Here is a 14,225-nt window from a genome sequence, read left to right on the forward strand (position 1 = left end):
CGGTGAAGGTGCGGGCGTCAGGCCGCGAGCGCGAGCGGCATCGCAGCAGCGGTGAAGGCGCTGGCCTGCTGCCAGGTGAGCGGACGCAGGTCGAGTCCGGCACCGACCGCCGCGGTTTCCACCACCGCGCAGTCGGTACGCAGCTCCTCTTCGGAGTCGGCGGATACGGTCAGCAGACCCGTCAGAGCCACATCCGCATGACCGGCGATGAGCTGACGCTCACGCGCCTGGATGTCCTGGTACTCGATCGCGTCCGCCTCGGATTCCACCTGGCCACGCCGCGCGCGCTCGGCGGCGTCCGCGACCACGCTCGCCTTCTTGCGCTGGATATCGCGCAGGGCAGCGTCCACGCTCACCGGCTCGTAGGCGAGCGAGAGAGTGCGGCGAACGCCCGCCGTGAACAGGAGCTGGTGCAGGAACCCGGCTCCGACGGCGGTGCGGGGCCAGTTCTCCACCCAGTAGGTGGAGTGGAACGCGGAGTCGGAGACGATGTGGTCGCCCTTCTCCACGACCACGACCGGGCCGGCGGCAGCGGGCTCGGCCTCGGGCCGGCCGGAGGCGGACCAGCGGTCCAGCGCGGGAAGGGCCTTGGGGTCGTAAGCCGTGCGCACGACGGCCGCTATCTCACGAGCAGTGAGCCAGCCGGTGGGGTTGAGACCGGCGGTCCGCGCGGCCTGTTCGAAGGTCGACGTCAGCTGGGCCAGAACGCTGAAGCTGCCGGTGAGACCGCCGCCAGCCCGGTTGATCAGCCGCCGCGCGGCCTTGGCGTCCAGGCTGATGGCGACGTACGCCTCGTGCGGCGCGGCGGCGGGGCCCGCGCTCTGGATCAGCTCGGTGTAGATCGCACCCGCGAGCGGGGTGTCGGGCCGGCCGTGTTCCTCCCAGTACCGGCGAAGGGCGTCCCCGCTGTCGGGGACCGTACGCTCAACGACCTGGATGCGGGCGACGTGCCCGGTACGGGCGAGCGCGGCGAGCGCCCGGCCCCACCCGGCGACGTTCGCGTTCTGCATGCCCGGGTCCAGGAGCGCGTAGGCGCGGGAGGAGACCTTGACGACGGCGGTCAGCGAACCGGTGTGGGGGTCGTGCACGGCGCCGTACCGCCGGTCGGGCGCGGTGACGACACGCAGGCTCGCGGAGGTGCCCGGCAGATTGAGGTGCCCCTCGCGTACGGGACGTCGGGACGGGCGGGCGAGCCAGATCAACTGGCCCCGCATCCGGCGCAGCGCGTACCGGAGGACGATCGGCGTCCAGTCGGCCAGGGACCGACCGCGCTTGCGGACGAACACGAGCAGGGCGATGGCGCTCCACAGCGGGATGAGTTGGAGCGCGCCGACGACGCCACGGGTCATGATCACGGCGAGTAGCAGCAGCCCGGTGAGCCCGGCGACGATGAGCTGGGGGACGGTCAGGCCGAGCAGTACGCCTCGGCGACTGCGGTGCGGGAACTTGACGGTGGCCGTGACGGTTTCGGCCTGGGATCGGGCAGACATGGCGGGTCCAGACAGTGGGTGCGAGTGCGGCAGGGCGGAGGGCGCGGCGCTCTTCTGGACGACATGGCAGGGCTCCTTCGGTGGCGATCGGGGGAGGCGGGGGCGGACTGCTGGGTGGCAGCCCGCCCCCGTACTCGTGGCGGGTCAGGATCCGGACGGCGGCCGGGTCGGGAAGACCCAGTTCGTGTCGGACCCGGTGGGCGATGGACCGGTGCCGGTCGGGGGCGGAGACCCGGGGCCGCCCGGGGACGCCGAGCCGACGCGCGGCATCCTCCCGCCCGGAATCGGCACTGCAGCGGGCTGGGCTGCGGAGCCGTCCTCGCCTTCGGCGGCTTCGGTGCCGCCGGGGCGGTTGATCAGCGGTGGGATGCCGGGCCGCTGGATGAGGGCTCGTCCCTTGTCACCGGTGGCGTCCGGGTCTTCGCCGTACCGGAAGTTCGTCCGTGCCTTCGGCGGTCCGGAGTCGATGCCCTCCTTGCTCAGGTTCCCGCCGGTGGGGTTGATGCCGGAGGTGACACCGTCGCTCCCCGCGCCGGGAACCTCGCTGGGCCCCTGCGGGGCGGGGGTGCCGGTGCCGGCCTGCATCGCGAGGGTGCCGGCCGTCTTCGCGGCGCCTGCGGCAACCGCCACTCCGGCGACGCCGGTGCGGTGCAGATCGTCGTTGCCGCCGCCGTCGCTGGCCCAGTGAATGAACTTGTACGTCGCGTAGGGGCAGAGCAACACCAAGATCATGACGACGAGTCCGGCCAGTGCGTCGGAGAGAGCGGCCATGCCGTCCTGCGAATCGGCCTTGCCCATCGCCGAGACGCCGATGAGGAAGACCACGGTCATCAGGAGCTTGGAGACGACGAGCGTTGCGGTGGCCTCGATCCAGCCGCGACGCCAGCGCTTCGCAACCTCCCAGCCGCCGCCCGCCCCGGCGAAGACTGCCAGGGAGACGAGGATCAGCACGCCGACCTTCCGCGCAACCATGACGCACCAGTACATGAATGCGCCGATGGCACAGCCGAAGGCGACCAAGGACGGGACGCCCCAGCCCAGGCCGTACATCGCTCCGAGTTGCTGCACGTTGATGATGCGGCGGATGGCGTCGTCCACCGAGGTGTTCGCGGCTTGGAACAGGCCGTCGGACAGCACGTCGACGACCGTGATCGCGACGGATGTGAAGGCGACGGCGCAGAAGCTGAACAGGACCCCGGTCATCGTGCCGACCGCAGCCTGCGCCAGGGCGCGCTCGTCCCGCCTCCAGGCGGCGGACACCAAGGCGATGCAGAAGAAGCCGACGGTGAGCGCGAGGCCGATCGGAAGCAATAGCTCGTAGTTGGTCCTGAACCACTGCGCGTTGAGGTCGATCGCGGTGGTCGAGTTCACGGCGTCGGCGGCGAGATCCGCCGCGCTCGCGGCGAGTTCGCCCGCGGACTTCGCGATCCACGCCCCGATGCCGTCGGTGACGGCCCCGGCCGGGTTGCTGGCGAAATCGACGGCTCCGCAGACCTTGTCCATCAGCGGAAAGTCGCAGACTCCCATGGCGATACCTCCTTTCTGAGGGTGGGGTCAGGGCGCGACGGCCGGCAGAACACCGGCCAGCGTGCAGGGAGAGGAGGGGCGGCACTGGACCGCGAGGGTGGTGACGCGGCTCTCCGCGCCTCCGGCCGGGGAGCCCTTCCACGCAATCGATTGCTTGCCGGAGACCGTCACGGCGTACAGGTAGGTCTGCGTAATCGCTCCGGGGTCGTCCTGGAGAGCCCGGGTGAACGAGTCGGGGAAGTGCCCCTCGTTCACAACCCCCTTGGCGCGCTGACCGTTGTCCGCCATCTGCTCCCAGAGCACGGGCGACGGGACGAGCTTGGCGACCGAGGCGGTGTCGACGTACTTCTTCTCTCCGGTCATCCACCCGCGCAGCGCGGACAGCAGCGCCTGCTGGGAGTAGGCCCGGGTGTCGTACGACCACAGCGCCGCTGCCGCCGCCTTCCCGTAGGCGATCGGGTCGTGCGTCTTCGGCGGGCGAGGCAGAGCCCGGTGATTCTCCTGCGGAGGCGGCGAGGCCGACGGTGCCGCGCCGGAAGGACGCGGTGTCGCCGAACTGCTGTGTGGTGCGGGCGTGGAGGGGCCCCTGGCGTCGCGTGTGAGGAAGGCGAGCAGGCCGGCGAGGGCGACGAGCACCACTAGGACGGCGGTGCCGAGCAGCGCCCGGCGGCGCACGCGAGATGCGTCGCCGGGGTTGGAGGAGTGGGCAGGCATCAGCGGACCTGCGTTCCCAACGTGCTGAAGAAGGCGACGATCCCATTCGCCGCCCCGAGCAGGAGGGCCGCTCCAGAGCTGACCAGCACGCCCTTCTTCCCGTTCGCCTCCGCCTGGTGTCCACCGCTGTGATGGCCCCAGGCCCAGACGCCCGCACTGACGGCGAGCGCGCCGACGATGGCCACGAGCCCGAACAAGTTGATGGAGCCCATCACCTGCTTGAGGACGGACAGGCCGGGAAGTCCGCCCTCGTTCGGCTTGATGCCGGGGTCGTAGGCGAGCTGGATGACCTTGTCGGCCAGATACATAGCGAACTCCAGTTTGATTTAGTGCACGCCGAAGCCTGAGAGGTGGAGCGACGACGCGAAAGGAGAAGAAGAGGGGAGGGAGAGGCCGGGTCAGACGACGCGGCGGGCCGCGAGGATCTGCGGCTTCCAGGAGGCGAGGGTCGTGATGCGCACGATGTCACCGGTCTTCGGCGCGTGCACGATTAGCCCGTGGCCAATCGCCATGCCGACGTGCTCCGGCGTGGCGGCGGACCCCTCGGTGAACAGGAGGTCCCCCGCCCGTACGGAGCCGACCGCTACCGGCTTGCCTTCCTTGACCTGCGTGTAGGTCGTCCGCGTGAGCGAGACCCCGGCGGCCTTGTAGGCGCCCTGCATCAAGGACGAGCAGTCGCACCGGCCCATCGGGTCCTTGCCGTGCGAGTCGGCGCAGCTCCCACCCCACTGGTACGGGGTGTCGAGCTGGCCTAGAGCCCAGCGGATCGCCGTCTGGACCTTGGCCGGAGCGTCCGCCGGGATCTGGTACTCGTCGGGTACCGATCCGGGCGGGATGGTGCCGAAGTCGGTCCCGTCCGCACCGGTCGTACAGCCCCCCGCAGCGGCCGGAACTCCACCGGGGCCGGAAGGAACGGACGACGCATCGTCGCCCTTCGCGAGCAGCGGCTCGATCGCGCGCTGCAGAGCGGTCGCCAGCGGCTCCCACTTCGCGTACGCCTCGGGGAAACCGCTCAGCTGCACTGCCTGGGCGGCCTGGGTCACGGACAGGGATTCCCAGCCCGAGACCTTCTTGAGCCCCTCGTAGAACTTGGTGCTCGCGTGGACCGGGTCGAGGACCTCGGTCGCCGAGCCCCAGCCCTGGGACGGGCGCTGCTGGAAAAGCCCCAACGAGTCACGGTCGCCGTAGTTCAAGTTCCGCAGGCCGCTCTCCTGCAGAGCGGTGGCCAGGGCAACGACCTGCCCCCGGGGAGGGACGTTCATCGCGACGCCGGTGGCCTGGATGGTCTTGGCGTGCGGGATCTGCTCGGCGGGCGCGTCCATACCCGGCACGGACACCGAGTCCTTTTCGCCCCCGTTCAGAATCGCCTTCACCTGCTTGGCGACGGCCGCACTGTCCACCGACTGCTCACCGCCGACGGGGCAGGTGGCCGCCGAGGCGTTGCTGGCGGCGTAGCCGAGAAGCGGGAGGGCCAGCAGGGATCCGGTGGCGCAGAGACCGGCGACGGCTCCCAGGGCCTTCCTCATCGCGACCGCCGGTCAGCAGCGGGGCGGGGTACGTCGTACGACGTGGGCGTGGAGGGGTGTGGGCGTATCAGGGCATGCTGCATCGCAGCGGCTCCTCATGTTCGTAGGAGGCGCGGTGCCGACTTCTCGTGCAAAGCCGTCGGCACCGCGCCGATGTGCGTCCGCCTCTCAGGGCGGGCCCGGATCAGGGGAGTTGGTAGCTCCCGGACGCCGGTCTCCGGTCAAGCGCGGCAGCCAGCCGCGCTCGTAATCTCAGGCGGTACACCTGGCCTCCTGACAACGAGTGGAACGAGGGGGAAGCGTGCCGCCCCGGGGTGCTCGATAGGACGAGACAACACGGATAAGCACAGGTCAGCAGGGGTGAAGCGAGGCTTCGTCCCGGTGACACGGCGAGACAGTAGACCGGAAATCCGGCCGCACCAAACGCCTCCCGGACCCGGGGCCGCAGCACGGCACACCTCGTTGGGCCCGGCCGGAGATCACGGCTAACCTCCGGCACAACCCCGCCCGAGATGCACGCCGTTGAGCATGATCCGGAGCGGGAACAGCCCCGTCATGCCCTGAAAGAGGCCCTCCACATGAGCTACACGCTGCACCGAGGCGACGCCCTCACCGTGATGAAGACCCTCCCGGACGAGAGCGTCGACGCCGTCATCACCGACCCCCCGTACAACAGCGGCGGCCGAACCAGCTCCGAGCGCACCGGCCGTACGGCGCGAGCGAAGTACGTCACCAGCAACTCGGCGCACGACCTCGCCACCTTCCCCGGCGAGAACCGTGATCAGCGCTCGTACCGCTCCTGGCTGACCGAGCTGATGACCGAGGCATACCGGGCATCGACCGAGCACGCGGTCGCCGTCGTCTTCTCGGACTGGCGCCAGGAACCGACGACGTCCGACGCCCTCCAGATGGCGGGGTGGACCTGGAGCGGAACGATCCCGTGGATCAAGCCCGCCAGCCGGCCCCGCAAGGGCGGGTTCAAGCAGTCCGCCGAATTCATCACCTGGGGAGTCAAGGGCAGTCTCGCCAAGGGCCGGGACCTGTACCTGCCCGGCCACTTCATCGCGTCCCAGCCGCGCAAGGGCCGGGTGCACATCACCCAGAAGCCGGTCGAGGTCATGCAGCAGCTCGTACAGATCTGCCGCGAAGGCGGAACGGTGCTCGACCCGTTCACCGGCAGCGGCTCCACGGGCGTCGCGGCCCTGCGCGAAGGCCGCCGCTTCGTGGGCGTCGAACTGTCCTCTCACTACGCCGACGTGGCTGAGCAGCGGCTCCGCGCCGAGCTGACCCAGGACGACGTCGCCCTGGCCGGACCGGAGGCATGATCATGAGAGCGAAGAGCGCCCGGGGCCAACGGGCCGCAGACGCCGAAGGGCGGCTGGAGCATCGAGAACCGATGCTCCAGCCGCCCTTCTCGTTACGTCAGGCCGCCTCGAACGCCTTCCGGATCAACGGCGTTGCCTTCTCCAGGTCGCCCGCCGACGCGAGGCGCAACTCCACGTCCCCGGTGCCCAGGTGCCCGATGCCGCGCATGTCCCGGGAGAAGCCCTCCTCCAGCACGACCGAGCCCGGGTCGAGTCTGAGGTAGACCAGGATCGCCTCGTGCCTCCGACGGAACAGCACCGATGCCACGTTCACCAGCCGCCGGTAGGCGATGTAATGCCGAAGCGCTGCCACCTCGACCTCGCCCCACGCCGTCAGGGCGTCGTCCAGTTCCGCGTACAGGTCCCGCAGGCACTCCGGGACGAAGCCGGCACTTCCCGCCGCTGGACCTGCCGGCACCGTCGGCGCGCTGACGACCGCGGCGTCCCGCTCCCGGTGCCGCCGGGACGCAGCCGGGTTCGGGGAGCCAGGCGAGGAGTCGACGAGCAGCAGGCTCAGCAGGCCGCCGTCGAAGACGCGGTAGCGCACCAGGTCGATCCGCTCGGGCAGTCGCTGCACGGCCACGCGATCGTGATGGGAGAAGCCAGCCGCGATGCAGACCATCCGCGGTCGACGCCAGTCGATCGACTCGGCGGCCTCCGCGCCCAACACCTTCCGCACCAGCGCCTCGAACTCGTGGTGCGCCGACTCCAGCCAGGACAGGTACGACACGGCTTGCGACAGCACCCCGCTGTCGGAGCCCTTCTTGAACTCGATCACCACTGGGGCGCCGTTCTCGTCCAACCCCAGGGTGTCGATCCGCCCCCGGTGCCACGGTCCCGTCGGGTACTCCGACGCCAGGAACCGAATGCCGAGCATCTGCTCCAGACCGGCCTCGACCCGCCGCTGCAGCTCCACCTCCAGCGCCACCGTCGATCCTGGCAGCTCGACGTCCTGCCCGTCCGTGTCTCGCCGGAACAGCATCAGCTCCGCCACCAGCGTCTCCCTCCCATCAGTCCTGCAAGAGAACTAATCGACTAGAGGAGCGAGATATTCCGCATTGAAGGGGCCGGAACGGCTGTTTGCCCAGCTCTTGAGACTGCCGCCCCTGGCGGGGAGCTCGATCCCGCCGTGTCTGCCCGTATGCCCTGGCGGCGGACCTGTGGTGATGAACCATGGGCGGTCGTGCAGGTCGGTGGAGCGTCGGGCCGGGTGAATCTGCGGGAATCAGCTCGAGAGTGGTCCTGTGAGTACCACCTTCCGCGGTGCTGGTGTCGGGCGGGCGATGGCTACGCCCGCCACTCCGGACGAGGCTCTCTGCCGTCACAACGCGTGCTCGAGAGAGGGACTTCACCCATGACGGTCACCGACACCGTACCGACCACTCCCGGCGAGGGCGCCCCTGGCGAACTTCCGGCGGGGCCGGCTTCGGTGGGGGGCGCCCCCGGCGCGGACGCCCCTGTTGGGGACGCCCCGCCCGCGGCCCCGGCGACCTCTCGGGCCAGGGCGGCAGGAGCGGCTCGATCAGCGCCCCCAAGTCATCGTCCACGATCCACGGTTGGGTAGTCACACCATCCCGAACAGCCGAATCGTCACACCGATCACGGCCGACCAGGGCCGATCAACAAGGTCGTGTTACGAGCTCCTAGCGGGTCGGCCGGGATCTTCCGATACTGTGCGCGCTCCGTCGACTTGGAGGGTGCACAGTGTTTCGTCGATATCTTGATGTGTCCGAGGCTGCAAGGTATCTGGATATGTCAGAACGGTGGATGTACCGAGAGTCGCGTAAGTATGGAATACCGCGCTACTACTTTGGTGGGCGGCTAAGGTTCAAGCTGGATGACCTGGATCGGTGGGTCAAACAGCAACGGGTTGCGTGACAGGGCGGGGCTGCGGCCCCGCCCTGTCGGTCTTCTAGCAGAGACCCTCGTTGAGTAGCCGAGCTGCACGGCCGATCGAAGCAGGCATGAGATGCCGGTAGATGCGAAACGTCATTTGGATATTCTTGTGTCCCATCCACTCTGCGACATCGGTGATGGGAATTCCCTTGGATAGGCAGTTCGAAGCGAAGAAGTGGCGCAATGAGTAGGGATTGAGCTTGCGAGTGATGCCTGCCCCCCTCTTTGCGGTGAGCCACTGATAGTCAAGTGTCGAATGTCCCCAGTAATTTACTGCGTTGGGTCTGCAGAATGTAGCCGTCCGGGCTTACGCCGTACTTGTCGACATAGGTGAGTATCGACTGGCGCACGAGTGGCGCCATTGGCGTCTCGCGGTATTCTCCTGGCTTGCGGTGCTTGAGGCGGGCAGGCTCTCGAATTTTCCCATCGATTTGTTCGGTAATGCGGTACACGTCGTCGGCCACCAGGCGCTCGGTGTTGGCGGCGTACGCTTCACCGTTTCGGTGGCCGCACCCGGACATGAGGTCGATGACGACGCGCAGCCCATCCGATCCGGAGGCCTTAATGGCGTGAATTTCTTCGATGGTGGGGATAGTTATCGGATTGGGTACGTACTCTGGTGGGACGACGCCATCGAACGGATCCTCGTCCATGCCGCCTCGGTGAAGCGCGTCAAGGAGGATCTTCTTGAGCGTGTCGAAGGCGTTCTGTTGCGTGGCGAGCCCGACCCCCCGGTCTTCCATGGAGAGAATAAAGTCTTCGATGACCGTGGAAGAAAAGGTGTTGACGCGACGGGAATCGAGAATCGGTAGGATCTGGCTGTCCAGGAGTTGATTCACCGTGCGTATACTGCCGGGCGCGTAATGCCGCTGCCGTGGGAGCCATGATGCGGCGTACTGACCGAACCGCTGCTTCCCTATTTCCCGCTTCAGTTCGGCTTGCTGGACGGGTGTGCGACGCTTCTCGCTGTAGATGGCCGTCAGGCGGTCGAGGGCGTCATCCTGTGTCGGGAAGCCCGACTCTTCCACCTGACGCCCCGAGCTGTTGCGGAAGCGAATGGTGTATAGGTGTGAGCATCGGCCCTGGTGCTTGCAGGCGCAGGACTTGAAGAAGCTGCCCATGCCGCGGACAAGTTTGGTCGCCAAGGTGTGCCGCTCCTGACTCATGCTGGGTGTTTGCTGACTTGGGGTCCCACAGCATGGCCCTGAACTGCGGCCGGACCAAACTAGGGGACGTTGATGAGCATTTTCATGCCGGTCTCCTGGTGTGTGCGGCAGGGGGCTTCGTGACCTGTGTTTCTGCAGGTCAGCAGAGGTGCAGCCATGGGTGGACCTCGGCGGTGGGCGGCGGCTCGCCGCGCCGTGTGGCGGCACTGATGCTGACTGCTTGCTGATTTTCGTGACTCATCGCCGTGCTGCCGGTGCATTGTTTTTTGATCTTGAGGGATGGCTTCCGGGCGCTCCAACGTGATGATGCCAACGTGGCGTGTGCGATGCCACCGCAACGGCGGCCCGCGAAGCCCCAGGGCCCGTACGCGCCACCCGAGCGAGGTACGGCCTTCGGCACTCCCTCACCCCAAGGCCGCTGGGTAGCTGGTCACGGTCGATTCGTGCGGGGGCGGCGGTATTGCGCCGGGGAGTTCCTCGTCGCCTCGTCCTCGTACGAGCCCACCGTGCCCCGGTCCACGTGGAACGTGGTCAGGGTCGAAACGGGGGACGCCGGGTCCCGCCGGTCCTCGATGACCCGCATGTGGGTGGAGAAGCGCTCCGGGGTCACCTCGTACACGTCGTACCCGTAGCGGTTGCCCTCGAAGTACGTGAGGTGCGGATTGGCCTGGCCCATGCGCGGGCCGTTGGTCCGGTTCCAGTCGGCGGAGTACGCGCCCGAGGTCACCGAGTGCGCGGTGAACTCCGTACCGACGACAGGTGACGAAACATCGTCGAAGTCCGTGTGGATGTCGTCGACGAAGGCGGAGTGCCAGTCTCCGGTGATGACGACGAGGTCCTCCAGTCCGCTGCTGTGCACATGCCCCAGGACCTCCTTGCGCTCGGCCAGGAAGCCGTCCCACTGGTCGGTGAACATGTACGAGCCGCCCGGCGAGCCGCGCAGCTGGCTGAGCATGATCGAGTTGGCCCAGACGTGCCAGGCGTCCGGGGCCTTGTCGATGCCCTGCTTGAGCCAGGACTTCTGCTCGGCGCCGAGGATGGTGCCGTCGGAGAGGTTCTGCGCCGAGCGGTACGAACGCAGGTCCAGGACTGTCAGCTCCAGCAGGTCGCCCCAGCGGCGTACGCGGTGGATCTCGGGGTCGGGCAGCGCAGCCTCGCCGAAGCTGTCGCGGTGCGGCATGTGCTCGAACCATGCCTGGAAGGCGGCCGCCTTGCGCTGCATGAAGGGGGCGCCGCCGCCCGTACCGCTGAAGTCGTTGGCCACCTCGTGGTCGTCCCAGGTGAGGAACCAGGGGTGGGCGGCGTGTGCCTCGCGCAGCGATGCGTCCCCCTTGTAGAGGGCGTGCCGCTTGCGGTAGTCGGCGAGGGTGAAGGTCGCGCCGCCCTCGTGGTCACGGACATGGCTCTCGGGGACGCCGCCGACCTGGCCGTGCTCGTAGATGTAGTCGCCGAGGTGGACGACGAAGTCGACGTTCTCCCGGGCGATGCCGCGGTGCGCCGCGTAGAAGCCGTCGTGGAAGGCCTGGCAGTTGGCGGCGGCGAAGCGGACCGCGCCGACGGCGCCGGCCGGGGCCGTCTTCGTCCGGCCCACGCGGCTGGTCCGGCCGAGCGCGGTGAAGGCGTAGAAGTAGTGCCGCCCGGAGCTCAGTCCGCCGACCGGTACGTGCACGCTGTGGCCGAGGGTCGCGGACGCCGGGGCGGTGCCGCGGGCGACGACCGTGCGCAGTCCGGCGTCCTCGGCGACGACCCAGCCGACCTCGACGACGTCGGGAAGGTCCTGCTCGGCGGCGAGGGGTTCGGGCGCCAGGCGGGTCCACAGGACGACGGACGAGGGCTGCGGGTCGCCGGAGGCGACGCCGAGGGTGAAGGGCGCCGGGTCGTAGTCGGCGCCCAGCGCCTCGGCTGCCTCGCGGGCCTGCGCGGGCGAGAGCCCGGCGGCCAGCGGCCAGGCCACGCCGAGGGCGCCCGACGCGGCGGCGGCCTTCAGCAGATCACGGCGGTTGAGTTTCACGACCGGCCTCCGGCGGTGTTGAGGGTGGCGGCATCAAGGGTGAGGGATATCGCGTCCGCGTAACCGTCGTTGGACGTGCCGCCGGAGCGCGTGAAGACGAGCAGGACCCGTGCGCTGCGGGCGCCCGGCGGCACCGTGGAGGCCGCCTCGCGCTCCAGGAGAGCGGTACGCCCCTTGCGCTCGCCCGCGGTCACCGGCCCGAGCACGCTCAGCGCGACCGGGGTCCCCTTGGCGTCGCGGAACTCCACGGACAGCCGCACTCCGTCTTCCTGGCCCGCGTACCCGCCGAGCCAGCCGCGTACGGCGTACCGGACGCGGCCCGCGTCGACAGCCGCGCGCCCGGTCGCCCCGGCCCGGGGCAGATCGATGTCCTGGACCAGCGCCGTACGGGGCGCGTTCCCCCCGGAGAAGAACCGGCTGCCGCGCTGGGCGGGGCCGGGGTCGGACGGGCCCGGGTAGCCTCCGCCCAAGCTGTAGTCGATCAGTGCGGGTGCGCCCTGCGCGATCCTCCAGCCGTTCACCGAGCCGACCGGCTCCGCACTGCCTCCCGGTCCGCTTTCCGCGTCGCCGTTCACGACGAGATTCATCCATGTCTCCCGTGGGTGGTCTGCTGTGTTGTCGCGCCACGTATCAGACCAGCCCCGCATGAACCTCAGGAAGCCCTTCACCAAACTTTCTCAGCAACCTGTACGGACAAGTGCGAGTCACAAATGCTCACAACGCAGGGAAGATGCCATCAAGGGATGATCCAATAGCGCACAGCAGTGCCATCGCGTCACGGAAGTAGGATCCGCCAAGCAGATGGGCCGGTCCCGGATACCTGTGGGCATCGTGGGTGTCCGACCAGCGGTGCCCGCAGAACGGCGGGACGGTTCGGGTGCGTCGCGGCCACCCGCGGGCCGTTCGGGCCGCATGCCAGCAGAAGAACGGGACCGCCCACGGTTCACGGGGGCCGAACGACAGGCCCTGGGTCAAATGGCGTAGGCCGGCCCGGTGTTCACTGTGCCTGACGGTCCGTGCGGGTGGCGGTCTGCTGGTGTGGGAGCAGGCTGGCGACGGCTTGCATCATGTCGCCCAGGTGCTCGCATCGGCCGAGCACGGGACGCTGGATTCGGCGGGGAACGGAGCAATGATGGCCAAGCGTATTCATTTCACGGCAGAGGACCTCGCGCGGACCAGGGTGAAGACCACCCTGGGTGTGGCCGCCGAGACGGTGGACGGTGTCAAACGACTGCGGGAGAGGGACAGGGCCCCGGCCTTACGCGGCTGGCGGACGTCGGTGACCAGTGGGCTGGGCGGGTCTCTTCGCGAACAGGCTTTACCCCTCATGGCGTTGATGCCCGCTCAAGGGCCGCAGATCGATATCGCGACCCTCACCGGAGGCGCCACGGGTATCGACGAGGCGGTCGACAACCTGCTGACGGCTTCCCCCGCGATGACACGTCTGGAAGTGGAGTACCTCGACATTCATCCCGCTCACCGGGGGTGGGCCCGGGCACTCGCCGACGGCGACCGCGGAGCCCGTCGGGAACTGGCCAAGGCGTTACGGGCTTGCCACACGGTGGCTGTCGCACCGTACTGGGCCGAGATGCACCTCCACCTCGCCTCGACCCGGGACGGCTATATGCGCACGATGGCCGAGGACGGAGTCGAGGGGCTGTTGGAGACGGTGGGTGCTCCGCTGGTCCGGTGGCGGCCTCCTGTCCTGGAAGTGCGTCATCCACACGACGCGGACATCCACTTGCGGGGGCGAGGGCTCGTCATCGCTCCGACGGTGTTCTCCTCCCGGCAGGTGGAGGTACTGCACAACCTGGCGGACCCGGAGCAGCCGCCCATCCTGGCGCTGCCGACGGCCGGCGGGGAGATGAACGGCTCCGCACAGTGGCTTGTCGGAGAATCTGCCGAGGGGGCGCTCGAGGACCTGGTCGGGCGGACCAGGGCCGCCGTACTCGCGACCGTGGCCGACGGGTGCAGCACGACAGAACTGGCCCGCCGCCTGAGAATCTCGCCCGCGACGGCCAGCCAGCACGCGAGCGTACTGCGCCGGGCCGCTCTGATCACGACCCGCCGCGACGGCAAGGCAGTGCTGCACACGACCACACGCTTGGGCGCCAGCCTGCTGGCCGCCACCAACCATGGTTTCGGACCCTGACGAAAGGATCGCCGGGTCCTGTCAGCCGGGCGATAGTCGTCTGTGTCGCACCATCCGAAGCGACGGTACGCGCGGTCGGGGGATACGCGCGTGCCGTCGCAGCATCAACGACCGGTGGGCAGGCTGCTCGCAGGCAACCGCAAGCACTGCACCGGGGAGGAGTCCGGCGCCGAGGCGGCCGTCGGCAACACACTGACGACGGCCGACGGTGGCTGCACGGGCACCGGACTCCTCCTCCCGCACGGCCGCGAGCGCGGGCAGAGCGACTCCCGGGCGGGAAGGCGGAGCAGAAAGAATCCGACAAGCAGGTCCGGGCCCGGGGCCGGCACGTCCCGCCCGCATGAAGACCTGGAAGATCCTCATTGTTCGGCGCGCAGCC

At 68.9% G+C, this 14,225-nt stretch carries 13 protein-coding genes and 1 pseudogene; 4 read left to right on the top strand and 10 right to left on the bottom strand.

Annotation, left to right across the window (positions count from 1 at the left end):
* Window positions 1–17: 17 nt before the first annotated feature.
* The 5 genes from KME66_RS32610 to KME66_RS32630 form a co-directional block, all read right to left on the bottom strand.
* Window positions 18–1,490, bottom strand: a complete 1,473-nt coding sequence (locus tag KME66_RS32610) for an SCO6880 family protein (RefSeq protein ID WP_216328701.1) — start codon at window positions 1,488–1,490, stop codon at window positions 18–20.
* Window positions 1,491–1,634: 144 nt separating this feature from the next.
* Window positions 1,635–3,017, bottom strand: a complete 1,383-nt coding sequence (locus KME66_RS32615; protein WP_216328703.1) for a type IV secretion system protein — start codon at window positions 3,015–3,017, stop codon at window positions 1,635–1,637.
* Between the two features lie 27 nt (window positions 3,018–3,044).
* Window positions 3,045–3,731, bottom strand: a complete 687-nt coding sequence (locus tag KME66_RS32620; RefSeq protein ID WP_216328705.1) for a hypothetical protein — start codon at window positions 3,729–3,731, stop codon at window positions 3,045–3,047.
* Window positions 3,731–4,039 carry a DUF6112 family protein gene (locus KME66_RS32625; protein ID WP_030578070.1) on the bottom strand — a complete coding sequence of 103 codons (309 nt, stop codon included), beginning with the start codon at window positions 4,037–4,039 and terminating at the stop codon, window positions 3,731–3,733. The genes KME66_RS32620 and KME66_RS32625 overlap by 1 nt, the downstream gene beginning before the upstream one ends.
* 90 nt (window positions 4,040–4,129) lie before the next feature.
* Complete coding sequence (locus KME66_RS32630) at window positions 4,130–5,257, bottom strand: C40 family peptidase (protein ID WP_216328707.1); 1,128 nt, start codon at window positions 5,255–5,257, stop codon at window positions 4,130–4,132.
* Window positions 5,258–5,835: 578 nt separating this feature from the next.
* Between KME66_RS32630 and KME66_RS32635 the strand changes: the two genes are divergently transcribed.
* On the top strand, window positions 5,836–6,582 hold the full coding sequence (locus tag KME66_RS32635) for a DNA methyltransferase (protein WP_096632833.1): 747 nt from the start codon (window positions 5,836–5,838) through the stop codon (window positions 6,580–6,582).
* Window positions 6,583–6,679: 97 nt separating this feature from the next.
* Here KME66_RS32635 and KME66_RS32640 read toward each other — a convergent pair whose 3' ends face one another.
* Window positions 6,680–7,615, bottom strand: a complete 936-nt coding sequence (locus KME66_RS32640; RefSeq protein ID WP_216328709.1) for a DUF5655 domain-containing protein — start codon at window positions 7,613–7,615, stop codon at window positions 6,680–6,682.
* Window positions 7,616–8,346: 731 nt separating this feature from the next.
* On the opposite strand from KME66_RS32640, the gene KME66_RS34645 reads away from it, so the two are divergent.
* Window positions 8,347–8,499, top strand: coding sequence for a helix-turn-helix domain-containing protein (locus KME66_RS34645; RefSeq protein WP_143666379.1), 153 nt, complete (start codon window positions 8,347–8,349; stop codon window positions 8,497–8,499).
* 34 nt (window positions 8,500–8,533) lie between these two features.
* On the opposite strand, the gene KME66_RS34305 is transcribed toward KME66_RS34645, so the two are convergent.
* The 4 genes from KME66_RS34305 to KME66_RS32660 all read right to left on the bottom strand — a co-directional run bounded on the left by KME66_RS34305 (window position 8,534) and on the right by KME66_RS32660 (window position 12,281).
* Window positions 8,534–8,728 (bottom strand): tyrosine-type recombinase/integrase, encoded by a 195-nt coding sequence (locus KME66_RS34305; RefSeq protein ID WP_239988307.1) that lies wholly within the window; start codon window positions 8,726–8,728, stop codon window positions 8,534–8,536.
* Between the two features lie 34 nt (window positions 8,729–8,762).
* Complete coding sequence (locus tag KME66_RS32650) at window positions 8,763–9,683, bottom strand: hypothetical protein (protein WP_253208541.1); 921 nt, start codon at window positions 9,681–9,683, stop codon at window positions 8,763–8,765.
* 430 nt (window positions 9,684–10,113) lie between these two features.
* Window positions 10,114–11,694 (bottom strand): alkaline phosphatase, encoded by a 1,581-nt coding sequence (locus tag KME66_RS32655; protein ID WP_216328712.1) that lies wholly within the window; start codon window positions 11,692–11,694, stop codon window positions 10,114–10,116.
* Window positions 11,691–12,281, bottom strand: coding sequence for a phosphoesterase (locus tag KME66_RS32660; protein WP_216328714.1), 591 nt, complete (start codon window positions 12,279–12,281; stop codon window positions 11,691–11,693). The genes KME66_RS32655 and KME66_RS32660 overlap by 4 nt, the downstream gene beginning before the upstream one ends.
* Window positions 12,282–12,730: 449 nt before the next feature.
* Between KME66_RS32660 and KME66_RS32665 the strand changes: the two genes are divergently transcribed.
* Both KME66_RS32665 and KME66_RS34310 read left to right on the top strand, forming a co-directional pair.
* Entirely contained in the window at window positions 12,731–13,846 is a 1,116-nt protein-coding gene (locus KME66_RS32665; RefSeq protein WP_253208542.1) for a helix-turn-helix transcriptional regulator, read from the top strand.
* A 114-nt stretch (window positions 13,847–13,960) separates the two neighbouring features.
* Window positions 13,961–14,207, top strand: a pseudogene (locus tag KME66_RS34310) (IS5/IS1182 family transposase); the annotation flags it as partial.
* Between the last annotated feature and the right edge of the window lie 18 nt (window positions 14,208–14,225).

This window comes from Streptomyces sp. YPW6, from assembly GCF_018866325.1.
Taxonomy (GTDB): Bacteria; Actinomycetota; Actinomycetes; order Streptomycetales; family Streptomycetaceae; genus Streptomyces.